The organism is Pseudomonas batumici (assembly GCF_000820515.1).
Classification (GTDB): Bacteria; Pseudomonadota; Gammaproteobacteria; order Pseudomonadales; family Pseudomonadaceae; genus Aquipseudomonas; species Aquipseudomonas batumici.
In genome coordinates this window covers 48,653-71,262 of sequence record NZ_JXDG01000061.1, presented here as the reverse complement: position 1 = coordinate 71,262, position 22,610 = coordinate 48,653, and the positions used below count along the sequence as shown (strand labels likewise).

Genomic DNA, 22,610 nt, shown 5'->3' with positions numbered 1-22,610 from the left:
GTTCAGACTACTGAGCCGAGTTTGAAGATAGGCAGGTACATGGCGATCACCAGGCCACCGACGAGTATGCCGAGTACGGTCATGATGATGGGTTCCATTAAGCTGGTGAGGCTGTCGACCATATTGTCGACCTCTGCTTCATAGTAGGTCGCCACTTTGCCCAGCATATCGTCCAGGGCGCCGGACTCTTCGCCGATGGCGGTCATCTGGATGGCCATGCTCGGGAATACTCCGGTCGCCCGCATGGAGAAGTTCAACTGCATACCAGTAGAAACGTCCTGCTTGATACGGTGGACCGCATTTCTGAAGATCACATTACCGGTGGCACCAGCCACGGAATCGAGGGCTTCCACCAGTGGCACACCGGCGGCGAAGGTTGTCGAGAGGGTGCGGGCGTAGCGGGCCACGGCGGATTTATACAGCAGCCCACCGATGATCGGGAACTTCAGCAATGTTCTGTCCATCCAGTTGCGAAAGCGCTCGGATGTCTTGTGTGCCCGTCTCAGGCAATAGATAGCTGCAACCAGCGCCAGAATAATGATCCACCACCACTCTTGCACGATGTTGGAGAGCCCTATCACCATCAGGGTGAAGGCCGGAAGCTCCGCGCCAAAACTCTTGAAGATCGTCTGGAACTGCGGAACGACTTTGATTAGCAGAATCCCAGAAACGATAATCGCCACGAGCACGACGGCAATGGGGTAGTTCATCGCCTTCTTGATCTTGGCTTTCAGGGCTTCGGTTTTCTCCTTGTAGGTCGCAACCCGTTCCAGCAGGCTTTCCAGTGCGCCTGCCTGTTCGCCCGCATCCACCAGGTTGCAGTACAAATCATCGAAGTATTCCGGTTTCTTACGCAAGGATGTCGCGAAGCTGTTGCCGGCGGCGACTTCCTGCTTGATATCGTCCACCAGCTTGCGCATGTTCGGATTCTCGAAGCCCTCGCCGATGATGTCGAAGGACTGCAGCAACGGCACGCCAGCTTTCATCATCGTCGCCATCTGGCGGGTGAACAGGGCAATGTCCAAGGGCTTGATGCGCTTGCCCTTGCTGAAGATCGAGTTGCTTTTTTTCCGCACTTTGCCCGGGTTGATGCCTTGCTTGCGCAGTTGTGCTTTGACCAGTGCCGGGTTATGGCCGGTGAGTTCACCGGACATTTTATTACCTTTCTTGTCGGTCCCTTCCCAGGCATAAAGGCTGACTTTGACTGCTTTGGTCGCCATGGTTTAGTCCTTGGTCACGCGATTGACTTCTTCCAGGCTGGTCAGCCCGTGCATGGCTTTTTGCAGGCCCGAGGTGCGTAGGTCATTGAAACCGTCCTTGCGCATTTGGGTGGCGATCTCGATGGAGTTGCCTTCGGCCATGATCAACCGTTGCAGGTCCGGGGTGTTCTTGACCACTTCGTAAATCCCGACCCGACCTTTGTAGCCGCCGTTGCATTGCTCACAACCGACGGGTTCGTAGATCTTGAAGGTGCCGATTTTCTCCGGCGGGAAACCTTCCTTGATCAGTGCCTCCTCGGGGACATCGATTTCCTTCTTGCAGTAGGTACAGAGTTTGCGCGCCAACCGCTGGGCGATGATCAGGTTCACCGAAGTGGCGATATTGAAACCGGGAATGCCCATGTTGTGCAGGCGGGTCAGGGTTTCCGCCGCGCTGTTGGTGTGCAGGGTGGACAGGACCATGTGGCCGGTCTGGGCGGCCTTGATGGCGATCTCGGCGGTTTCCAGATCGCGAATTTCACCGACCATGATCACGTCCGGGTCCTGGCGCAGAAACGAGCGCAGGGCTTGGGCGAAGTCCAGGCCCTGTTTGGGATTGACGTTGACCTGGTTGATGCCTTCCATGTTGATTTCCACCGGGTCTTCGGCGGTGGAGATATTGATGTCCACGGTATTGAGGATATTCAGGCCGGTGTAGAGAGAAACGGTTTTACCCGAGCCGGTGGGGCCGGTGACCAGGATCATGCCCTGGGGCTGTTTCAGGGCCGCCATATAGAGGTCTTTCTGATCCGGTTCGTATCCGAGCGCATCAATACCCATCTGGGCGCTGGAAGGATCGAGGATCCGCATCACGATCTTTTCGCCCCACAGCGTTGGTAGGGTGTTGACCCGGAAGTCGATGGCCTTGGTCTTGGATATACGCATCTTGATGCGTCCGTCCTGGGGTTTGCGGCGCTCGGAGATATCCAGGTTGGCCATGACTTTCAGGCGTGCGGCGATGCGGGTGGCGAGATGGATCGGCGGTTTGGCGACTTCGCGCAGGATGCCGTCGGTGCGCAGGCGAACGCGGTAGATCTTTTCATAGGGCTCGAAGTGCAAGTCCGAGGAGCCGCCCTTGATGGCGTCCAGCAGCATCTTGTTGACGAAGCGCACCACCGGGGCATCGTCGGCATCCTGGCCGGCAATCTGTTCCTGCTTCTTGTCGTCGACCGATTCGATATCCAAACCTTCAAGGTCGACGTCCCCCATCTCTTCAAAACCGGTGGAGTTGCTGTCGAAAAACTTGTCGATTGCGTCGGTGAGCTTGTCGTCCTCTACCAGAATGGCCTCGGTCGTGAGACCGGTGCTGAACTGGATATCGGTAATAGCCTGGTGATTGCTAGGATCGGAGATGCCGACAAACAGTTTATTGCCGCGTCGCCAAAGTGGCAGGACATGGTGCTGGCGGATCAGCTTCTCGCTGACCAGGCCTTTGGGCTGGCTTTCCTTGTCGAGACAGTTCAGGTCGAGCAGGGCAACACCGAAATGCTCCGAGGCGATTTCCGCGACCTGGCGGCTCTTGACCAGTTTGTTCTGGACCAGATAGCTGACGAGGGACACCCGATTGCGCTGGGCCTGTTGATACGCCTGCTGAGCGTTCTTGTCGGTAATCAGCTCGGCGGCAACCAGTTGCTTGGCCAGACCGGAAAGGGCGATATCGTTCATTTGAGCACCAAACACAAACAGTCGGAGTCTTATAGCGTAGTCGGGCGATGGTGCCAAATCGGGGGAGGGGAGGTGACAAAAAATGTCAGGTTCTGTTGTTCTGAAGCAGCGCTCCGAGCGTGGAAGGGCATTTCAACAGGTACTGGGCTGCATGGCGGGGCATGGCACGGGCTGTGCTAGTCGTTACAGGAGTCATCACGCCTTTGCTCACGTCTGGAGACGAAATATGAATGCTCAAAAGGGTTTCACCTTGATCGAACTGATGATCGTTGTGGCGATCATCGGCATTTTGGCGGCGATTGCGTTGCCTGCGTATAACAGCTACACGCAGAAAGGTCATTTTGCTGAAGTGAATACTATGGCCGACGCCTATAAGTCGGCCGTGGCGATCTGCATGAATGATCTCGGTGCCGCCACCAACTGTACGGCGGGCTCCAATGGTATCCCTGCAATTCCTGCTGCCACTACTAACTTTGCTTCTGGTTCTGTATCGGGCGGTACAATTAGCTTGACGGGGACCGCTCTTGCGGGTGGCTGGACAACTATTCTCGCACCAACTCTCAACGCTGGTAATATCACTTGGGCTCAGACCGGTACCTGTGCTGCGGCTAACGCCTGTAAGTAATATTTGGTGTTTGCGTGGGGCCTAAAAGTCCAGCGTAGTGAAATGAAACCGGTATTTCCGTTAAGGAATACCGGTTTCACGCTCACTGAGCGTTTGAAAAACTGCATATAGGAACGCTATGGTTTCGCGCCGATTGGCTTTTTCGCTGTTTGCCGTTCTTTCCGCCGGCCTGTTGGTGATACTTTGTTTTCCCTTTCTGAATAATCCCTTGATTTTTGACGATGAGTCCTTTTTCGGGGAGGGCGCTCTCGCCGCCTTGCTGTCCAAGGGGCTTAGTCTAACTCCGCGGTTATGGGTGTACGACTCCATAGCCGCCAACTTCGTCTATCTCAGTGACAAGATCATCTGGTTGCGAGTGGGGAATCTGATTCTTCATGGTTGCACGGCTTTGGTGCTCTTCGGTTTTGTTCGTCAGCTCCTCAATAGCTTGGAGAGACGTGCCTCTTTTTTTCTGAATACAGATACGTCGGCCTTTATCGTCGCTTTTCTATTCGCCATACATCCGCTGGCCATTCAGACCCAGGGTTACCTCATCCAGCGCACCATCGTGTGTGCCACTCTTTTGGGTCTGCTGGGGCTATGGGCTTTCTGGCAGGGACTTGGTGGGAAGCGCTGGGCTCTTTGGGCGTCCTGTCTGTGCATGCTGTTGTCCCTGTATGCCAAAGAGCATGCGGTGATGTTACCGGCGCTGTGCTTCCTACTATGGGTATTGCATCGCCGTAGCCGACTCTCCTCGTCGTTCGCTACCAGGGAGGTTTTTTCGGTATTGGCGGTTCAAGCGATCATTGCCGTGTCCGTCATACTCTGGTCCAAGGGCGTGATCGGTAATGTCTATGAGATCAAGGCTGAAGAAGTGCTCAGTGATGAAGCCTTCCAGCCGAATGGCTCGCTTTATGTGTTGAGCGTGCTGAATCAGATGGGATTGTTCTTCAAGTACCTCTCGATTCTGGTCTTGCCTCAGGGCAGCACCATGGGGCTTGATCTTCGGGTGCCCTTTCCCTTGGGGTACGGAGCCTGGTGGGCTTGGGCCGGTCTGGTGGCGTTTGTTGCCTATGGGCTGGCCGCCTTCATGTTATTGCTGCGTGGGGCGAGTAAAGGCCTCCTGGGGTTCGCGTTGTTGTTCCCGTGGGTGCTGTTTGCGACAGAATTGGTAACGGTCCGATTGCAGGAGCCCTTTGTGCTGTATCGCAGCTATCTCTGGATGCCGGGGTTGTTCATTGCCTTGGCACTGGGGTTGCGACGACTCAAGAAAATCTATCTGGTCACCTTGATTCCTGTTTTTACACTTTACCTGTTTGGGCTTTCCTATGATCGCCTGATGACCTTGTCTACGCCTGTATTGGTGTGGAATGAAGCGGCTCAATACTATGAGGCTCAGGGAAACAAATCGGGTCTTTTTGGCGGTTACCGGGTTTACTACAATCTGGGGGTCACCTACCTGGATGCGGGTTTCGTTGATACGGCGTTGGAGAATATTGATAAAACAATAACGCTGAAACCGAAGTATGAATATGCGTACTATCAACGTGGAAAGATTTTTCTTCTGCGTGGAAAGGCAGAAGAAGCCAAGTTGGAGTTTGAGCACGCCATAAACCTCAAACCCAGTTATGCAAGGCCTTACGTCGGTATGGCAGATGCCTTGAAAAGCTTAGGTCAAACTGACGAGTCTCAACGTTACCTTGAGCTTGGATGCCGTCAAGGCAGTCAGCTTGCTTGTGACCGAGCGCGCCCCAAGGCATCTTTGTTGATGTTGACTCCGAAAGCCTGATGCGTCTGTAAGCAGCCTGGAATGGACATTTCGAGGTCGTAATGGACGCTGCCTGGACTGGGCGAACAAAGATTTGGTTGGTACTCACGCTGCTCATCACTGCCGTGATGGTCTTTGGGCACGGTCTGGGCGGGCATACGCTTCAGCGTCTTGGGCAAGTTGTCGTTGCCGGTACGGCGGTGGTTTTCCTGTTTTGCTGTCGAACGTCCTACGCGGTCGTTCTTGTCGATCGGCCCGCACTCCTGGCCTGCGGGTCGGTCTTGCTGGCAGGCATCGTCTCTTCCCTCTATGCGCATCAGCCACTCTGGGCACTCACTGAGATCGCCTTGCTTGCTGCCTCTTGCTGCTGTGCTGAAGCCTTTGCTTATACACGTCGAACCAGCGGGGTATCCGCTGATCGACTGTTGCTGCTGTTTGTGGTGTTTATCTGCGTCTTCAAGAGCTTTGACTTTCTGACATTGGCATTCCATTCGTTTGTCTCTGGCACAGGGAAACTGGACACCGGTGGGCTTCTGAGCGGCTTCTCCAACAAACGTTTCTACGGCCAGTTCCAGACCTTCACCCTGCCGCTTTTAGCGCTCCCACTTTTGCTGTCTACCACCAAACGCTCAGCCCACGTCTGGACTTTCTTGCTCCTGAGTCTCTGGTGGCTGATCGCGGTGGCTGGTGGTACTCGAGGTACCTGGCTGGGCATGGGCGTAGCTGCCTGTGGGCTGTTTATCTGCGGTCACTCCGGCAGGCGATGGATCACCTGGCAGGTGCTCGCTGTCCTGGCGGGTGTGGCGCTTTACTGGCTGTTGTTCAGTGTTCTCGCCGGTTACCTCGGTATGGAGGTAAGCAACGCCGCCAGCGAGCGCCTGACCACCACGCTCTCCGACCGAGGCCCGCTCTGGCAACAGGCAGGGGAGATGATCCGCGAACATCCCTGGCTCGGCTTCGGCCCCATGCATTTCGCCGATATCCACAACCCCATCGCGGCCCACCCACATCAGGCGATCCTGCAATGGGCGAGCGAATGGGGCATCCCCTCCACATTGCTGGTCATGGGGTTGGTCGGACGCGGCCTGTGGGCCACCTTTATCCTGATCCGCGAACGCTCGACTTCCGACGAACCGACCGACCTACTGCGCCTGTGCCTCTTCGCCAGCCTGATCGGCGCCTTGACCCAATCCATGGTCGATGGGGTGATCGTGATGCCGTACTCCCAGCTCTGGCTGTCGCTGGTGGTCGGTTGGTTGATGGGCATTCACGTGTGGAAGGGTGAGCCCACCAAGCCCAATGCCTTTATCCACTGGTCCTGGATGGGCCTCAGCACCGCCGCCGTGCTGTTCCTGGTCTATGTGGTGATCCGCGACTTTCCCCATCTGGACGAGCGCAACAAGCTCTACCAACAGCAATACGGGGGCCATTTCCAACCGCGCTTCTGGACCCAGGGCGTGATTGCGATCAAGCCCGAGTAGCTTGCCCGCTGCAGCGTCGGATGCTAGCTTTAGGGCCACGCCGGTGTAGCTCAGTCGGTAGAGCAGCGCACTCGTAACGCGAAGGTCGTAGGTTCGATTCCTATCTCCGGCACCACATTAAGCGCCACCGCATTTCACCGAATGCCTTGGTGGCCCCTGAAACCCGCCCTTTGGCGGTTTTTTCGTTCTAGGAAAACCTTGGCAGTTCAATCGTTGAACGGAGGTCAAAATTGGTCAGAAGCGGTCTGGCCGCGATTGCGGGCTATGTGCTCGTTTGAATCGCACCTGATTTCATATCCTCTATGAGCGTCTACCAAGAGTTGGAAGCAGTCGGTTGCTATCGACCAACAACTGCCAGACAATGTTGGTAGAGTCGCACCAAAGTAGGTGACCATGCATAAAAACTGGATAATATTTGTGAGATGTATGGCTAGTCAGGAAGGCATTGAGTATGCGTTGCGATCACAGACAGAATTAAGTCGAAATGGTTAAGGTGGATTACAGAATTGCCAGATAGAAGATTATATATGTCTTTTATCTGGCTATAAATTCTAGTTTATGTCTAAATCATCTATTGTGCTTGGGCGATTTTCATCTATATGCTGCAAAAATCTTCCCTTCAATATTGAGCGCTCTTGGCTTGATGACCCACCGCGAAGGGCGCTGAATGCATCTCCAATACATTCTTTAAGCGCGCCCAGAGAGTTGGTTGGGGCCTCAAAATAGTACAATGTTAGCAGTCTGAGGAAGATTGCTTGAAGAATAATGTTGTTTGAGTTGTTATCCTTCAGTAGCTTCTGTATGGCTTGTATGCTTTGCTTGTTTAAGTTTTCAATTGTTAGCATGGTGGATAGGAAGCTAATGCATTGTGATTTATTATTGGTTTCGTCAAGGATGAACGACTCAAGCTTAGGGGTAGCTAAAGATTCTGCCATCAGTGATGATACTAACTGGGGGATCATCAATCTTGCGAAGTCTCTAAATTGTTCTGTGTTTGATGCGCCGAAGCGGGTTGGTAGTTCATCTGGGAGGTCATCTATATTTGTTTTGTTTAGGTGTTCAGTTGTTGATACTATGATTTTGGCCCACAGAGTTAGTACGTCATTAAGGCAGGATCTTTTTAACTCGACATCGTCGATAAGTTCACTGTTTCTCAGGATGTTTGAGTATACTTTTAGAGCGCCAATGAAGTGTGTTTGACTTGACAGGGGAACTGTGGGGTGTCGTACTCTTGCATGGCTATGATCAATGGACGCTTTTGATGGGATCTCCGCCTCTTCAATGTACTTTGCTCTATGGTTTTCATCAACTGGGGTGTTTAAAAATTTGTCCTCGATTTTGGTTAAGGTTTCCTCCTGATTGAAAAGCCCTCGATCCTTGCCATGAGTCTCGAACAAGGATAAATCAACTTCAAATTCAGATGATGGCAGTAATTTTTCGCAACAGTCTTTTGCCAGTCTAAGAATTTCTTTTCGGTCTCGGTGCAGCCCTGTGAGCAAGTCGAGTTCTGTTGTGTACTTTGCAATTAGCTCAGGAGTTAGCACTCTTTCCAGTCTTTCACTATTCTCTGCGAGTTTATTTGCCAAAAAAAATGCTCTGAAGCAGTCGAACTTAAAAGTGATTTTTTGGTTGTTTTCATATAATAGCCCTTTTCTGAGTAGCTCATCTGTAAATCCTCTAGAAGGATCTGCGAGACCTCGTTTTTTGAAATAGGACGAAACAAATATTTCGAAATCGTTAGAGTCTAGCCACTCGGCATTTTTCTCGTCCATCGCTGTCGAGAGTTCGGAGAGGAAATGTGATTGGATATTGGAGTCGTAGTTTGATCGGGATTTTGATTCAGTAAACTTTTCGAGTAGTCCGAAAATTAATGCCTCAATAGCAGATGCCTGATTGATCAATTTTGCAGTGGGCTGTTGTTCTATTACCCAAAGCAGCACTGAGACTAAGAAAGGTGTTTCGGGAACATTCAGCCTTTGCAGAAGTTTCTTAACCAATGCAAATTTTTCTTCTGAGTGTTGCTCATGATCGCCAAACCACTTTGTTACTAGCTCCTTCGTTTGCTTACGTTTGAAGGAGTGTATGTAAATTGTTGTTGGGTTGTTTTTTAGCTCTGGTAGGTTTTCAAGACTCAGATCATCTTGAACTTCTTCGTTGGTGGCTAATATGTAACGAGGTTGAGGGTATTTCTCTCTGAATTCTTCAATTGTTCTTCGGTGTACTGGGTTGTGTATGTTGAAGCTATCAAATATGACTAATGCCTCGCCATTGTCCAGTAAGCTAATAAGATCTTTTTTTGTTATTTCATTGCCTAGGAACTCAATGGCCTGAGTAATTATGGAGGCTGTTGTTATTCTGTTAAGTGTGGATATGTCGATTAAGAGTCCTACTCTTGCGTTGCCGTGGAACTCCATAAACATATTTACGGCGACATGATTCAAAAGCGTAGACTTTCCTGACTCTCTTTTTCCTACAAATAAGATGTCTATTTTTTCTTGTGATAGACTGTGGAGGCTTACAAATTCGCTGCCGCTCTTCCTCCTTAGATTTTTTCTTGCAACCAAGTTTTTTTCGCTTTTTCTGGCTAGCGGTGGTTCTACAAAAATTGAGGACAAGTGCTTTGGTGCAATGTCAGAAGCTGAAAAAGACAAAAGCTTTGAGTTGGCTTTTTCTAATGCTGCGTTTATGGCTGTGCTTGAAATAGTAGTCCTGGTTGAGCCGTTATTGCTTAATAGCTCAAATTCGCATACTCCGCTCTCAGCAAATCTTGGAGAGATGTCAAAAGCATTTCTCTCGTGATAGTATTCTCTGGCTTCTATACGCCATATTTTATTCTCGATACTTATGTCTAAGATAGAGTACCCATTGAAATGCTCTCTGCTCTCATATATGCAGCCAGTGTTGCTTATCAAAAGATTTCCGAGGGTTGATGTAGTATGACCTGCATTATTGTTGTGGTTGTGGCCGCATAACATGGCGTCAAAGTTGTCTGCTAAAACTCGCTGTATCCTACCTTTCTCGTCCTGCGCAAGCCAGTCTAGTGTGTGATGCATAAGGGCGATTTTTATATCGCAATCGTGAATTTCTTGTAACGCAAGTTCGACCTGTCTCTCTCCTACATAAAGACTATTTTTATCTCTGCTGCCACCACCAAAAGTCCGCCATGTGCTATTTAGGGAGGCGATACCTACTTGAGTAGGTCCTATCCTTAGACGGCTTGTCGTGAATAAACTGTTTTCTTGGTATGCGGAAGGGTTGATTTTTTTGGATAGTTCAATGTATCCATCAAAGTGTGCCAAAAAGTCAGAGGCCCCTTTGCTTATAAGTCTCTCAATTAGCTTGTTTGCTTCCTCTGGACTTTTGATGGATGAGAATATGGGCTCAAATATTTCGTCTCTGGCTTTAAGGTTTGCGTCATGATTTCCTGGGCAGCATATGAACTTTGCTGAAGGGGCGGAGTTTATTATTTTTCTAATTGCAGACTCTTGTAGTTTGATGGCTTTCGGTGAGGTATCTCCTTTATTCGCTATGTCTCCGGTGCACAATATTGCTTCGATATTTTTTTTGTTGTGCGCCTTCGCTATGTCTAAACATAGTGCGTCAATGGTTCTGGTGTGATCGGCGCTATTGGTCACGTGCAAGTCAGAAATATGTATGAATCTCATTTCTTGTCCTTCTTGAGTTGTAGCTTAGTCGCTACAGTCCATAGTGAATAACTAGGTTGGCTGCCGTTGATGTATGTGGTGGAAATGCGTATGCTACGGGTCCTGATAATTTCAATATGCATGATATTGATGTCCGCATTTTCTAATCTTAACAAGATCCGGCTTTTATGATTTTTCAGAACTATCTACCTTGGCGGATCTTAGTTTTTGCATGATGATGTCATATGGCCATTTTCGCTCTATAAACTACATAAAACCCTGTGTGCTGTGCAAGTTTTTGCTGTCGCAATAAGCGGCAGGCCCGCTTTAGTAGGGCCAAAGCCCTCGTGGAGGCTGCAACGACTGTAATGGAGCAGGAGTGGCACTAAAGGCTTTCTCTGGGCCTAAAGCCAACCTGTAGGGCTCGTCAAGCGCGGGTGGCTGACAGTCAGAAACCGCCTGCCATAGCTTCAGCTCGTAGCCGAAGCCTCTCAATACCCTCTGCTGGAGCGCCGATAACCTTCGCCTTGTGATAGTGATGGATTATGTCTGCAGCCATTCCGATCAATGACTCTCCGGTTGCATCGCATTGAGCTGCAACCCACTTGATGCAGCGCTGAATTGCTTACAAACTGAAAGCGTGGTGACATTTCAATAAATTCTGGTTCGATTCCACTGAATGCCATAAACAGCTGATTTATTTATAGTTACTTGTTGAGGTTCGCCATATTTTCCACCGAAATCCAGATGCCCGGAAAACCTAACGCGCCTGAAACATACCGTTTGTCTATCTCCGGCACCAATTATTCACGTCCGAAAATGGCGAGAACAGCCCCATCACCGGTGCTAGTCTCTGCCCATGAACACGACCCTTGCTTCCTCATTCCCCTCCGCCGAGATCTGCGAAAAGGCCCGCCTGAGCCGCGATGCGCGTTTCGATGGGGTGTTTTTCACTGCGGTGCTCAGCACTCGGATCTATTGCCGTCCGGTCTGCCCGGCGCGTCCGCCCAAGGTCGAGAACGTGCAGTATTACCCCAGCGCCGCTGCCGCCGAGGCATTGGGCTTTCGGCCCTGCTTACGTTGCCGCCCTGAACTGGCGCCGGGCAACAATATCTGGCTGCATGGCGAGCATCTGGTGGCCCGTGGGCTGAAGCTGATCCACGAAGGTTTTCTCGCCGAACAATCCCTCGATGATCTGGCCGCCCGGCTCGATGTCGGCGCCCGGCAACTGCGCCGCCTGTTCGTCAGGCACCTCGGCGCACCGCCTATCGCGGTCCATGCCACCCAGCGCCTGTTGTTCGCCAAACAATTGCTGACCGAAACCGCGCTGCCGATCACCGAAGTGGCGCTGGCCTCCGGTTTCCAGAGCCTGCGCCGCTTCAACTCGGCCTTTGCCGAGGCCAACCATGCGCCGCCCCGGGAGTTTCGTCGCAAGCCGTTGGCCAATGCCAACAATGCCCTGGTCCTGCGCCTGGGTTATCGGCCACCCTACGATTTCAAGGCGCTGCTGGCGTTCCTCGGCAGTCGGGCATTGCCGGGCATCGAGGTGGTTGACGAGCACGGCTACAAACGAGTCTTCGGCAACCACGAGTCGCCCAGCTGGCTACAGGTCAGCGCCTGGCCGAATGGCGCCCATGCCCTGAAGCTGGAGCTGTTCAATGTCCCGCCCGGCCAGATGCTGCCGGTGGTCACGCGGATTCGCCGGATGTTCGACCTGGACGCCGACCCGCAGGCCATCGTCGCCACCCTGGGCGCCAGCCCGGTGCTCGCGCCGCTGGTCGAACGCTATCCCGGGCAGCGCCTGCCCGGCGGCTGGGACGGTTTCGAGATTTCGGTGCGGGCTGTACTGGGGCAGCAGGTCAGTGTGGCGTCGGCCCGCACCCTGGCGTCGCGACTGTTGAGCCGTTTCGGCACTGTCCTTGAAGCACCGCCGGCTCCCGGCCTGGATCGGCTGTTTCCGGCACCGGAACAATTGGTCGACGCGGACCTGGGCTCCATCGGTGTGATCAGGACGCGCACCGCCACGATTCAAGGCATCGCCCGGGCCTTGCTGGACGGTCGGGTGAGTTTTCGCACAGAACAACGTCTCGATGATTTCGTCAAAAGCTGGGTCGCGCTGCCGGGTATTGGCGAATGGACCGCGCACTACATCGCCATGCGCGCGCTCAATCATCCCGACGCCTTCCCGGCGGCGGACCTGATTCTGCGACGCGAGGTGGTCAGGGAGGTTCCGCCCTTGAGTACCAAGGCGCTGGAGTTGCTCGCCGAAGACTGGCGGCCATGGCGCGCCTATACGGTGATGTACCTGTGGCGCGGGGCGAGCGAGGCAGAATCGATACGCAGGAGTCAAAAATGACAGCAAGCCGGATTTACTACGACATCGTCCCTTCGCCCATCGGCCCGCTGATGCTGGTGGCCGATGACGACGGGCTGCGCGAAGTGCGCTTCGAGCTGGACTATCGGCCGCAGACGCCCTTGGACGGTTGGTTGCATGCCCCGGACAAGCTGGCGCAGGTGCGCATGCAGTTGGAGGAATACTTTGCCGGCGAGCGCGTCGAGTTCGATCTGAAACTCAATATGTTGGGGACGGACTTTCAGAAAGATGTCTGGCAGGCCCTGGTGACCATTCCCTACGGCGTGACCACCAGCTATGGCGAAATTTCCCGGCAGATCAATCGACCCAAGGCGTCACGGGCGGTCGGGGCGGCCAATGGGCGCAATCCGGTGCCGGTGATCGTGCCTTGCCATCGCGTGATTGGCAGCAACGGTACCCTGACCGGGTTCGGTGGCGGGTTGGCGGCCAAGCAATGGTTGCTGGAGCATGAGGCGCAGCGCTTTTCGTTGCGTTGAACCACGGTCTGTAGGAGCTAGCTTGCTGGCGATGGCGATATTGAAAGCACCATCGAAAGACCAGCCTGCCGGCTGATCGCGAGCAAGCTCGCTCCTACACGGTGGGCGGTGCCAGTCCTATCAGAGACTCAACCGCATCGACAGGTCCACCGCCTTCACATCCTTGGTCATGGCGCCAATGGAGATGTAGTCCACGCCCGTCTCGGCAATCGGACGCAGCGTGCTTTCATTGATCCCGCCGCTGGCTTCCAGCTTGGCCTTGCCGGCATTCAGGCGCACCGCTTCACGCATGTCGTCCAGGCTCAACTCATCCAGCATGATGATGTCCGCCCCCGCCGCCAGCGCTTGCTTGAGCTCGGCCAGGCTCTCCACCTCGATCTCCACCGGCTTGCCCGGGGCGATCCTGTGCGCCGCGCTGATCGCCTGGGCGATCCCGCCGCAGGCGGCGATATGGTTTTCCTTGATCAGGAACGCGTCGTACAAGCCAATCCGATGGTTATGACAGCCGCCGCAGGTCACCGCGTACTTCTGCGCCAGGCGCAAGCCGGGCAAGGTCTTGCGGGTGTCCAGCAGCTTGACCGCGGTATCGGCGACCTGGTCGGCGTAATACCGCGCATGGGTCGCGACCCCGGAAAGCATCTGCAGGAAATTCAGTGCGCTGCGTTCGCCGCTGAGCAGCGAACGCGCCGGACCTTCCAGGTGGAACAGCGGCTGGTTCGGCTGCACCCGTTCGCCGTCGTGCACCTGCCAATGCACGGCCACCCGCGGATCGAGCTGGCGAAACACCGCATCGACCCAGGCCGTACCGGCGATGGTTGCCTCGTCGCGGGTAATGATGGTGGCCTTGGCCAGGCGCTCGGCGGGGATCAATTGCGCGGTGATGTCGCCACTGCCGACGTCTTCGTGCAACGCACGGCGCACGTTGGCTTCGATTTCGGCGGTCAGGTCGGCGAGGCGTAGATTCGGCATAACGGACTCCACAAACAAAGTGCCTCGATTATAGGGCCAGGGCGCCGCCCAACCCAAGGCGCGTGGCCTTTCACTGACCTTCGGTCCCGCCTTTCGTCGCTTGCCGTGAGCGTTTTGCCTGTCCGACGGTCTGTTTCTGCAGATTTATGCAAAGGAATTGCAGAGGGCCACTAGTAAAGGTGACATCTTTTGCAAGATAATCTGCCTTGTAATTGACGTCATAGCTTTGACGTATCTGTGCTTCCCCGATTTATCGATAGCCGGTGAGTGCCTCCGTGTTCACCGAGAGGCGGTTGTGAGCCATCATGCCCGCCCCCGCATAGACCGATCTTTCACGCTGAACCGACAGAACCGCTGCAGCAGGAGGCTTTGATGCACATTGACGGAAAAGTCGTGCCTTTGCACAAGACCTCCGACGATCAAGCGACGCCGTCGCCGCTGGCTCGTTTGCCCGTGGTTCTCACCCAGGTGCGTGACAAGGCCGCGCTGCAGCTCAAGCAAGGCTTGCAGGCGCTGTTCGATAACGCCGACGACACCTTGTTCGAAATGGCCGACAAGGCCCAGAACAATGTCGACCAGAACACCTTCTTCGAAGCCATGCGCGACCTGCGTCTCAAGCGCAAGAGCATCGAGCGCGGCTTTCTCCAGCGGTTTTTCGAGGCCTTCGACGGTCTCGGCCAGTACGACACCAGCGAGCCGACGCTGTCCAAGGCCGTGGACTACGAGGCCCTGGCACTGGTACCCAACGACGAGCTCGAACGCACCGTGGCCCTGGATGCCATGGTTGCCAAGGTGCTCAGCCGCGACGGTTTTGCCCTGGGGCAACTCAGCACCCGTCTCAATGCCCTGATCAGCCGGCGTGTCGACGACGCGAGCAATCCCATGGGACCGGCGATGCTCTGCGATTATTTCCTGGAGGCCGGGCGCGACCTCGGGGTGGAGATCAAGGTCAAGCTGATCATCCTCAAGCTGTTCGAGAAATATGTCCTCAGCGACGCCGACCACTTGTATGCCGAAGCCAATCAGTTGCTGATCGCCACCGGCGTGCTGCCGGAACTCAAGGCTGCTCCGGCGCGGCGCACCAGCGACCGGTCGTCGGCCAGTGCAGGTGAGCGTCAGGCCCCGGCCGCCAGCGTCAAGCCCCTGGACGAAAGCGTGCAGGAAATGTTCGCCGCCTTGCAGGAACTCCTGTTGCATGTGCGCGGCAGTGTGGCGCCCAAGCTCGAGGCCGGCTCCGAAGTCCAGCCGATTTCCACCAACGACCTGCTGCGCCTGCTCTCGCATCTGCAGCAATATGTGCCGGAACCGAGTTCGCCGGAAGACTTCGACCTGCGCAATCAGCTGGAACAGCTGTTGACCCGGGTCAGCGTGAAAAGCGGCAAGTCGCGGGTGGTCGGGGGCATGGACGAGGACGTGATCAATCTGATCGCGATGCTCTTCGAATTCATCCTCGATGACCGGGTCCTGCCGGATTCGCTGAAAGCGCTGATCGGCCGCCTGCAGATCCCGATGTTGAAAGTGGCGGTACTGGACAAGAGTTTCTTCAGTCGCGGCAGTCATCCGGCGCGACGCCTGTTGAACGAAATCGCCTCGGCCGCCCTGGGCTGGGGCGCGCGTGACGACCATCAGCGCGATGCCCTGTACGTGCGCATCGAGCAGATCGTGCAGCGCCTGTTGAATGACTTCGTCGATGACCCGGCGATTTTTTCCGAGTTGCTGGCGGAGTTCCTCGCCTTTACCGGCGACGAGCGTCGGCGCAGCGAATTGCTCGAGCAGCGCACCCGTGATGCCGAGGAAGGCCGGGCCAAGGCCGAACAGGCTCGTCAGCGGGTCCAGGAAGTGATGAACGCGCGGCTGTTGGGCAAGACCTTGCCCGAGGTGGTGGTGCGCCTGCTCCAGGAGGCCTGGAGCAAGGTGCTGTTGCTGACCTGGCTGAAGCAGGGGGAAGCCTCCGCCGAATGGCAGGCCGGTTTGCAGACCATGGACGAGTTGATCTGGAGTGTCGATCCCCAGGATCCGGTCGATGCGCGGCTCAAGCTGCTGGAGCTGGTGCCGGGGTTGCTCAAGGCCCTGCGCGACGGCCTGGCCAGCGCCGCCTTCGATCCCTTCGCCACCAGCGAGTTTTTCAGCCAGCTGGAACTCCTCCATGTCCAGGTCCTCCAGCAACTGGCCAAGCGCAGCGCCGAGCCGCAGACACCGGTGCCGGCGATGGTGGAGGTGGTGGAAGAGATTGTCCTGAGTGCGCCCCACGAGCGCCTGAGCGACGAAACCACCTTCGAGTTGCCGGCCGATGACGCCGGCCTGCTCTGGGTCCGGGATTTGCACATCGGCCAGTGGGTGGAAATCCGCGAGGACGAGGACAGCAGCCTGCGCTGCAAGCTGACGGCGATCATCGAGCCGGGCGGCAAGTACATTTTCGTCAATCGCACCGGCATGAAGGTGCTCGAGCGCACGGCGCAGGCCCTGGCCGTGGAGTTTCGCCGGGGCGCGGTGCGCTTGCTCGACGACGCCTTGCTGTTCGACCGGGCACTGGCCTCGGTCATCGGCAACCTGCGGCGAATGACGACGCGCTGAGTGCGCCGCGCTTGTCCCGTCGCGGGCGGCGGTTGAGAAAAATTCCACTATAACCGCGGATTTGCTGACCCATCCGCGTGCCTATCACGGCATACTGAGCCCGTCGTCTTGTCTTCGAAGGAATCGGTATGCAGTTGGATCCCGCCAGCGGTTGGTGCCAGGACGTGCGTCACTGTCCGTCGCCCAACTTCAACCAGCGTCCGGCCGGGGAAATCTCCCTGCTGGTGATCCATAACATCAGCCTGCCGCCGGGGCAGTTCGCCACGGGCAAGGTGCAGGAGTTCTTCCAGAATCGCCTGGATATCACTGAACATTCCTACTTTGAAGGTATCGCCAACCTTCGCGTGTCTGCGCACTTTCTGATCGAGCGTGACGGTATAGTCACTCAGTTTGTCTCTTGTCTGGAGCGGGCCTGGCATGCCGGGGTTTCGTCTTTCGAGGGACGGGAAACCTGCAACGATTTTTCCCTGGGCATCGAGTTGGAAGGCACGGACGACCTGCCTTTCACCGACGCACAGTACGCAGCGCTGATCGGCTTGACCCGTCAGCTGCGAGCCGCTTACCCGGCCATAACCCCGCAACGGATTTGCGGCCATAGTGATATCGCCCCGGGACGCAAGACCGATCCGGGGCCAGCGTTCGACTGGGGGCGCTTTCGGGCCGCCTTGCTGGAAAAAGGAGAGTCACAATGAGTTTTATGGTGCTGCTGTTGGCGGTCTGGATCGAAAAGTTCTCGGCCCTGCGCCAGCGTGTCCAGCGTGATGGTGCCTGGCTGCGGGAGCTGGCCAAGCTGGAAACCGCCCCGCGGACGGCCGCACGGCCCTGGCTGGTGCTGAGCCTGCTGGTGCTGTTGCCGGTGGTCTTGCTCGGTCTGCTGCTGATGGTCCTGCAACCGGTGGCCTATGGCTTGCTGGCCCTGCCGGTGCACCTGCTGGTGGTGATCTACAGCCTGGGGCGTGGGGATTTGCTGGCGACCCTCGGGCCGTTTCGCGATGCCTGGCGGCGCACTGATGTGCAAGCGGCCGTGCATGTGGCCAAGCGTGACATGGATGTGTGCGCCGAGAACGGCGACGAGTTGCTGGAGAAGGTCCAGGGTTATCTGTTGTGGCAGGCCTACCAGAGTTTCTTCGTGGTGATTTTCTGGTATTTCCTGTTGGGCCCGGTGGCGGCGCTGAGTTATCGGTTGCTGGCGCTGGCGGCACGGCATAGCCGGAACCCGGCGCTGGCGGAGCGCGCCGCCTTGCTGCGGCACGCCTTCGACTGGTTGCCGGTGCGCTTGCTGGCGGCCAGCCTGGCGCTGGTGGGCAACTTCGTCGGGGTCAGCCGGGTGATGCTGCATGAGTTGCTCAACTGGGACATCAGCGCGCGGCAACTGGTGGAGAAAGTCGGGCGTGTCGCCGGGGAAGTCCCGGCGCCGGTGGTCGGTGCCGATGGCGTCAGCAGCCTGGACAGCCTGTGGGAATTGCTGCTGCGGGCGGCGGTGCTCTGGTATGCCGGGTTTGCCCTCTGGACCGTGCTGATCTGATCCCAGGCTCCTACAGCCGCCGGGTCGTCGGGCGGCTGTCGCGGGCGAAGCGGCATTAACCTTAAGTTACAAAACTCCCTTTCAAATTAAGTTATACAAGCAGTAGCTGCGGATACTGGCTTTGTGCCTTGCCGTGCCTGCCACGATAAAAATAATACGAAAGGGAGCGTTCCAGTGAAGAGCTTGCTATATCCCGCCGTCGCCCTGATGAACCGCTTGAGCTTCGGGATGAAGTTCAGCCTGATCAGCGTGCTGTTCTTCGTGCCGATGCTGGTGACCAACTTCTACCTGGTACGCGATTCCTATCGCGAATTCTCCGGCACCCAGATCGAGCTGCAAAGCCTCGACCTGCTGGGCAGCAGCCTGACCCTGCGGCGGGATCTGGAAACCCTGAACAACCAGGTGCAGATCAACGTGGTTCTTGGCCAATCCGGCAAGGCGGGGGACCTGGAAAGCAGGATCCACGCCCTTGAGCAGAGCGTCCTGGCGCGCTTGCAAGGCCTGGCGCCGGTGACGATCGACCCCGAGCAGGTCGATGCCTTCAACGCCAAGCGCGATGAAATGATCAGTGCCTTCAAGGCCCAGCAGTCCGAAAATTCCCTGCAGAGCAAAAGCGCACTGATCGCGAAGCTGCTCGCCAAGGCGCAGATCTTCAGCCAGATCGTCGCCAGCCAGTCGGGGCTCAGTCGGGATAACCAGAGCGATCTGCGGCAGTTGAGCGAACTGGTGAGCAGCGTGACCCCGCAAGTGACCCAGCTCCTCGGCGAAGGCCGTTCCATTGGCGCCTATTCCCTGGGCCAGGGTTTTCTCAATTCGGCGTCGAGCACGCGCTTCGACGAGCTGCAGCAGCAGATCGAGAAATTGCAGGCCGAATACGCGCTGAAACTCCAGGATGCCCTGGGCGCCAGCAAAAATGCCCACACGGCCCTGGATGCACTGGCTGCCACCAGCAAGGCATCGTTGAAGAAAGGCAGCGAGCTGTTCGAAGAGCAGGTGGTGATGGCCGAAACCCTGGAGGCGCCCTGGCCGGCCTTCTACGACCAGGTCAGCGCATTGATGGCGCAGACCTACCAGCTCAATGATGCGACCCTGGCCTATCTCGGTCAGGAGCTTGAACAGCGCCTGGCGCAAAATCGCCTGCACATGCTGTCGCTGGTCGTCGCGCTGGCGGCGGTGTTCTTCTCCATCGTCTACCTGTACGGCGGTTTCTATGCCTCGACCCGCACCACCTTGCGACGCCTGGGGGAAATGATGAACAAGGTGGCGGCCGGTGACATGACGGTCAATTTCGTCGCCCATAGCCGCGATGAGCTGGGTGAGCTGGGGGGCGTGTTCAATGGCACCGTGGCGAAGATCCATGACCTGATCGAGCGGGTCGGGCAGACCGTCAGCGAGGTCGAGCGCCAGGCCGGGCAGGTCGAGTCGGTGTCGGCCCGCAGCAACCAGGCGGTGGCCGGTCAGCGCAGCCAGATCGAGCAGGTGGCGACCGCCATGAACCAGATGTCGGCCACCGCCCAGGAGGTGGCCCGCAGCGCGGCGGCCGCGGTGAGCAGCGCCCACAGTGTCAATGGCGAAACCCTCAGCGGGCGTGGCCTGGTCGAGTCGCAACAGAACAGCATCGCGCAGTTGGCCGGCGAGATCGATCAGTCGGTGCAGGTGATCAATCAACTGGCCACCGACAGCCAGTCCATCAGCCGGGTGCTGGAGGTGATCAAGAGCATCGCCGAGCAGACCAATTTGCTGGCGCTCAACGCGGCCATCGAGGCGGCCCGTGCCGGCGAGCAGGGCCGGGGGTTCGCGGTGGTGGCCGACGAAGTGCGGACCCTGGCCAAGCGTACCCAGCAGTCAACCGAGGAAATCGAGCAGATGATCAGCCGGCTCCACGGCGGCGTGGGCGCGGCGGTGAAGGCTATGGGCATCAGCCATGGGATGGCCAGCAGCACGGTGAGCCAGTCGGAAAAGGTCCAGCAGGCGCTGGACAATATCCTTGGCGCGGTGGGTATGATCGTCGACCAGAACCAGCAGATCGCTGCCGCGGTCGAGCAGCAAACTGCCGTGGCCCACGATATCGACCAGAACATCGTCGAGATCAATCGCGCCGGCGAGCGTACGGCCGAGGGCGCGCACCAGACCGAAAGTGCCAGTCGGCTGCTGTCGGGGCAGGTGGTGGAACTCAGGCAACTGATCGGTGCGTTCAGGGTCTGAAGCGGCGCACGTCTTCTGTAGGAGCTGGCTTGCCGGCGATGAGGCCCTTGAGTCTTGCATCGACCTCAGGGACGCCATCGCCGGCAAGCCAGCTCCCACAACGATCGCGTAAGGGGCAAGACGGTATCTACATCGAGAAACCGGCGCTCAGGCCGCCGCCACAGGCCAATTGAACAGCGCACAGGCATTGGCGCTGCTGGTGCTTGCCAGGGTTTGCGGGCTGACTTTCATCAGCTCGGCCAGGGCCGCACAGATGGCCGGCAAATGCTCGGGGCTGTTGCGTAAGCCTGCGAACATCACCGGCGCCATGTCCGGTGAGTCGGTTTCCAGTACCACGCTGTCCAGCGGCAGCTCGGCGATGACCTTGCTCAGGCGCAAGGCCTGCGGCCAGGTGCCGGCACCGCCCAGGCCCAGCTTGAAGCCCAGCTTGAGGTATTCCCGGGCTTCCTCGCGACTGCCGGCGAAGGCGTGGATGATGCCGCCACGGGCCAGGCGAAATCGCTTGAGGGTGGCAATGGTCGCCGCGTGGCTCCGGCGCACATGCAGCAGCGCGGGCAGGGCGAAGTCGGCCGCCAGTTTCAACTGGGCTTCGAACAGCCCTTGCTGGCGTTCGCGATCCAGCTGCGGCAGAAAATAATCCAGGCCGAATTCGCCCACCGCGCACAGTTGCGGATGGCCGGCGCAGCGCGTCAGCCAATCACCCAGCTCATCGAGGTCGGCCGGACGGTGATCGTCCAGGTACACCGGGTGCAGGCCGAACGCGGCGTGCAACCGCGGGTCGCTCAGCACCAGGTCCCAGAGCCGCTGCCAGTTTTTCTGATAAACCCCCAGCACCACCATCCGCCCCACGCCGAGGGCGCGGCTGCGTTCGAGGACCTCGTGGCGATCGCTATCGAAATCGGCAAAGTCGAGGTGGGTGTGGGTGTCGATCAGCTCCACGGTCAGGCCTCGTGGAGTCGCTGCTTGAAGGTTCGGGCGATGGCCTGGACGCCAGGCTGGTAGGTCTTTTCCTCGATGGCGGCGAGGGCCAGTTCCAGGGCCTTTTCGGCGATCAACTGATGCTGCTGGGCCATGGCGTTGACCGGCAAGGGCAGGAAGTCCAGCAGTTGGGTATCGCCGAAGGTGCCCAGGCGCAGGGGCTGCGCCTGCAGCGGTTGATCGTGCAGGGCATCGAACACGCCCTGCAGCAGGACGTAGGAGGTGGTGACCAGGGCATCCGGCAGATGGCCGAGGCGCTTGACCAGGTCGTCCATCAACTGGCGACCGCACTCGCGGCTGAAGGCTTCGCCATGGGCCATCAACACTTCGCCCTTGAACCCTTGCAAGGCGTCCTGGAAACCGGCGGCGCGCTGGCGGCTGATGCTCAATTCGGAGCGGGCGCCGAGCAGGGCGATATGCCGAGGCAAGGGGTGCAGCAGGCTGCGGGTCAGTTGCAGGCTGGCCTGTTGGTCGTCACTGACCACCGAGCAGAAGTGCGCCGGCTCCATTTCCCGGTCAATGGCGATCACCGGTATGCCCAGCGCCTGCAACTGGTGATAGCTGTCGTCGTCCGCCGGCAGGCAGCTGGCGACGAACAGCGCATCGCAGCGCCGTGCGCGGAACAGTTGCAGCAGTTGCCGCTCGCTCTCGGGGGCGTCGTCGGAGCTGGCGATCAGCAGCTGGTAGCCCCGGGCGCGGGCGCCTTGCTCCAGCAGCTTGGCGATGCGCGCGTAACTGGGGTTTTCCAGGTCCGGCAGAATGAAACCCAGGGTCCGCGTCTTGCGACTGCGCAGCCCGGCAGCCTGGGGATTGGGCGTGAAGCCATGCTGGTCGACCACGGCCCGCACCCGTTCAACGGTGCTGTTGCTGATGCGCTGTTGTTCGGCCTTGCCGTTGATCACGTAGCTGGCGGTGGTGACGGATACACCGGCCAGTTGGGCGATATCACTGAGTTTCAAACGGGAAATTCCTTATTGTGCTGCAGCTCGTGTCCGCATTTTCGCTGATCGTATCCTATTCCGGCAGTCGACCTTCGTCGTCGAGTTGTCAAAAGACGACGGCGGTTCCAGTGTGGGACTGTACACAAA

General features: G+C 57.1%; 15 protein-coding genes, 1 tRNA gene and 1 pseudogene. 11 read left to right on the top strand and 6 right to left on the bottom strand.

Going from position 1 to position 22,610, the window contains the following annotated elements; translation table 11 throughout:
- Window positions 1-2: 2 nt before the first annotated feature.
- The gene (locus tag UCMB321_RS23385; RefSeq protein ID WP_040071041.1) at window positions 3-1,220 is read right to left on the bottom strand and encodes a type II secretion system F family protein; all 1,218 of its coding nucleotides are present in this window, start codon (window positions 1,218-1,220) and stop codon (window positions 3-5) included.
- A gap of 3 nt (window positions 1,221-1,223) precedes the next feature.
- Window positions 1,224-2,924, bottom strand: a complete 1,701-nt coding sequence (pilB, locus tag UCMB321_RS23380; RefSeq protein WP_040071039.1) for a type IV-A pilus assembly ATPase PilB — start codon at window positions 2,922-2,924, stop codon at window positions 1,224-1,226.
- Window positions 2,925-3,150: 226 nt separating this feature from the next.
- On the opposite strand from pilB, the gene UCMB321_RS23375 reads away from it, so the two are divergent.
- The 4 genes from UCMB321_RS23375 (at window position 3,151) to UCMB321_RS23360 (ending at window position 6,892) form a co-directional block, all read left to right on the top strand.
- The gene (locus UCMB321_RS23375; protein ID WP_040071038.1) at window positions 3,151-3,549 is read left to right on the top strand and encodes a pilin; all 399 of its coding nucleotides are present in this window, start codon (window positions 3,151-3,153) and stop codon (window positions 3,547-3,549) included.
- A 118-nt stretch (window positions 3,550-3,667) separates the two neighbouring features.
- Window positions 3,668-5,317, top strand: a complete 1,650-nt coding sequence (locus UCMB321_RS23370; protein ID WP_040071037.1) for a tetratricopeptide repeat protein — start codon at window positions 3,668-3,670, stop codon at window positions 5,315-5,317.
- Window positions 5,318-5,358: 41 nt separating this feature from the next.
- A complete protein-coding gene (locus UCMB321_RS23365; protein WP_084615143.1) occupies window positions 5,359-6,777 on the top strand; it encodes an O-antigen ligase family protein in 1,419 nt (472 codons plus the stop codon).
- Between the two features lie 39 nt (window positions 6,778-6,816).
- Window positions 6,817-6,892 (top strand) — tRNA-Thr (locus UCMB321_RS23360).
- Window positions 6,893-7,328: 436 nt separating this feature from the next.
- Here UCMB321_RS23360 and UCMB321_RS30320 read toward each other — a convergent pair.
- Window positions 7,329-10,442 (bottom strand): metallophosphoesterase, encoded by a 3,114-nt coding sequence (locus tag UCMB321_RS30320; protein WP_084615142.1) that lies wholly within the window; start codon window positions 10,440-10,442, stop codon window positions 7,329-7,331.
- Between the two features lie 838 nt (window positions 10,443-11,280).
- Here UCMB321_RS30320 and UCMB321_RS23350 point away from each other — a divergent pair.
- Both UCMB321_RS23350 and UCMB321_RS23345 read left to right on the top strand, forming a co-directional pair.
- Window positions 11,281-12,777: a DNA-3-methyladenine glycosylase 2 family protein gene (locus UCMB321_RS23350; RefSeq protein ID WP_040071033.1), complete on the top strand. Its 1,497-nt coding sequence runs from the start codon at window positions 11,281-11,283 to the stop codon at window positions 12,775-12,777.
- Entirely contained in the window at window positions 12,774-13,271 is a 498-nt protein-coding gene (locus UCMB321_RS23345; RefSeq protein WP_040071031.1) for a methylated-DNA--[protein]-cysteine S-methyltransferase, read from the top strand. The genes UCMB321_RS23350 and UCMB321_RS23345 overlap by 4 nt, the downstream gene beginning before the upstream one ends.
- 120 nt (window positions 13,272-13,391) lie before the next feature.
- Here the strand turns inward: UCMB321_RS23345 and nadC are convergent, their stop codons facing one another.
- Entirely contained in the window at window positions 13,392-14,240 is an 849-nt protein-coding gene (nadC, locus tag UCMB321_RS23340) for a carboxylating nicotinate-nucleotide diphosphorylase (RefSeq protein WP_040071029.1), read from the bottom strand.
- Between the two features lie 372 nt (window positions 14,241-14,612).
- Between nadC and UCMB321_RS23335 the strand changes: the two genes are divergently transcribed.
- From UCMB321_RS23335 to UCMB321_RS31885, 5 genes and pseudogenes are all read left to right on the top strand, one after another.
- On the top strand, window positions 14,613-16,814 hold the full coding sequence (locus UCMB321_RS23335; RefSeq protein WP_040071027.1) for a DUF1631 domain-containing protein: 2,202 nt from the start codon (window positions 14,613-14,615) through the stop codon (window positions 16,812-16,814).
- Window positions 16,815-16,942: 128 nt separating this feature from the next.
- On the top strand, window positions 16,943-17,506 hold the full coding sequence (gene ampD / locus UCMB321_RS23330; RefSeq protein WP_040071025.1) for a 1,6-anhydro-N-acetylmuramyl-L-alanine amidase AmpD: 564 nt from the start codon (window positions 16,943-16,945) through the stop codon (window positions 17,504-17,506).
- Window positions 17,503-18,339 (top strand): regulatory signaling modulator protein AmpE, encoded by an 837-nt coding sequence (gene ampE / locus UCMB321_RS23325; RefSeq protein ID WP_040071023.1) that lies wholly within the window; start codon window positions 17,503-17,505, stop codon window positions 18,337-18,339. The genes ampD and ampE overlap by 4 nt, the downstream gene beginning before the upstream one ends.
- A gap of 207 nt (window positions 18,340-18,546) precedes the next feature.
- Window positions 18,547-19,638 (top strand): annotated as a pseudogene (locus UCMB321_RS31890) (methyl-accepting chemotaxis protein); the annotation flags it as partial.
- Window positions 19,615-20,544 (top strand): methyl-accepting chemotaxis protein, encoded by a 930-nt coding sequence (locus UCMB321_RS31885; protein WP_425338610.1) that lies wholly within the window; start codon window positions 19,615-19,617, stop codon window positions 20,542-20,544. The pseudogene UCMB321_RS31890 and the gene UCMB321_RS31885, both read left to right, overlap by 24 nt.
- A 147-nt stretch (window positions 20,545-20,691) precedes the next feature.
- On the opposite strand, the gene UCMB321_RS23315 is transcribed toward UCMB321_RS31885, so the two are convergent.
- Window positions 20,692-21,483, bottom strand: a complete 792-nt coding sequence (locus UCMB321_RS23315) for a TatD family hydrolase (RefSeq protein ID WP_040071020.1) — start codon at window positions 21,481-21,483, stop codon at window positions 20,692-20,694.
- 2 nt (window positions 21,484-21,485) lie between these two features.
- Entirely contained in the window at window positions 21,486-22,481 is a 996-nt protein-coding gene (cra, locus tag UCMB321_RS23310) for a catabolite repressor/activator (RefSeq protein ID WP_040071019.1), read from the bottom strand.
- Between the last annotated feature and the right edge of the window lie 129 nt (window positions 22,482-22,610).

Coding starts and splice junctions, on each gene's coding strand:
- nadC (WP_040071029.1), bottom strand. CDS start 14,240: ATGCCGAATCTACGCCTCGCCGACCTGACCGCCGAAATCGAAGCCAAC.
- pilB (WP_040071039.1), bottom strand. CDS start 2,924: ATGAACGATATCGCCCTTTCCGGTCTGGCCAAGCAACTGGTTGCCGCC.
- UCMB321_RS23335 (WP_040071027.1), top strand. CDS start 14,613: ATGCACATTGACGGAAAAGTCGTGCCTTTGCACAAGACCTCCGACGAT.
- UCMB321_RS23345 (WP_040071031.1), top strand. CDS start 12,774: ATGACAGCAAGCCGGATTTACTACGACATCGTCCCTTCGCCCATCGGC.
- UCMB321_RS23375 (WP_040071038.1), top strand. CDS start 3,151: ATGAATGCTCAAAAGGGTTTCACCTTGATCGAACTGATGATCGTTGTG.
- UCMB321_RS23370 (WP_040071037.1), top strand. CDS start 3,668: ATGGTTTCGCGCCGATTGGCTTTTTCGCTGTTTGCCGTTCTTTCCGCC.
- UCMB321_RS31885 (WP_425338610.1), top strand. CDS start 19,615: ATGACGGTCAATTTCGTCGCCCATAGCCGCGATGAGCTGGGTGAGCTG.
- ampD (WP_040071025.1), top strand. CDS start 16,943: ATGCAGTTGGATCCCGCCAGCGGTTGGTGCCAGGACGTGCGTCACTGT.
- UCMB321_RS30320 (WP_084615142.1), bottom strand. CDS start 10,442: ATGAGATTCATACATATTTCTGACTTGCACGTGACCAATAGCGCCGAT.
- UCMB321_RS23385 (WP_040071041.1), bottom strand. CDS start 1,220: ATGGCGACCAAAGCAGTCAAAGTCAGCCTTTATGCCTGGGAAGGGACC.
- ampE (WP_040071023.1), top strand. CDS start 17,503: ATGAGTTTTATGGTGCTGCTGTTGGCGGTCTGGATCGAAAAGTTCTCG.
- UCMB321_RS23365 (WP_084615143.1), top strand. CDS start 5,359: ATGGACGCTGCCTGGACTGGGCGAACAAAGATTTGGTTGGTACTCACG.
- UCMB321_RS23350 (WP_040071033.1), top strand. CDS start 11,281: ATGAACACGACCCTTGCTTCCTCATTCCCCTCCGCCGAGATCTGCGAA.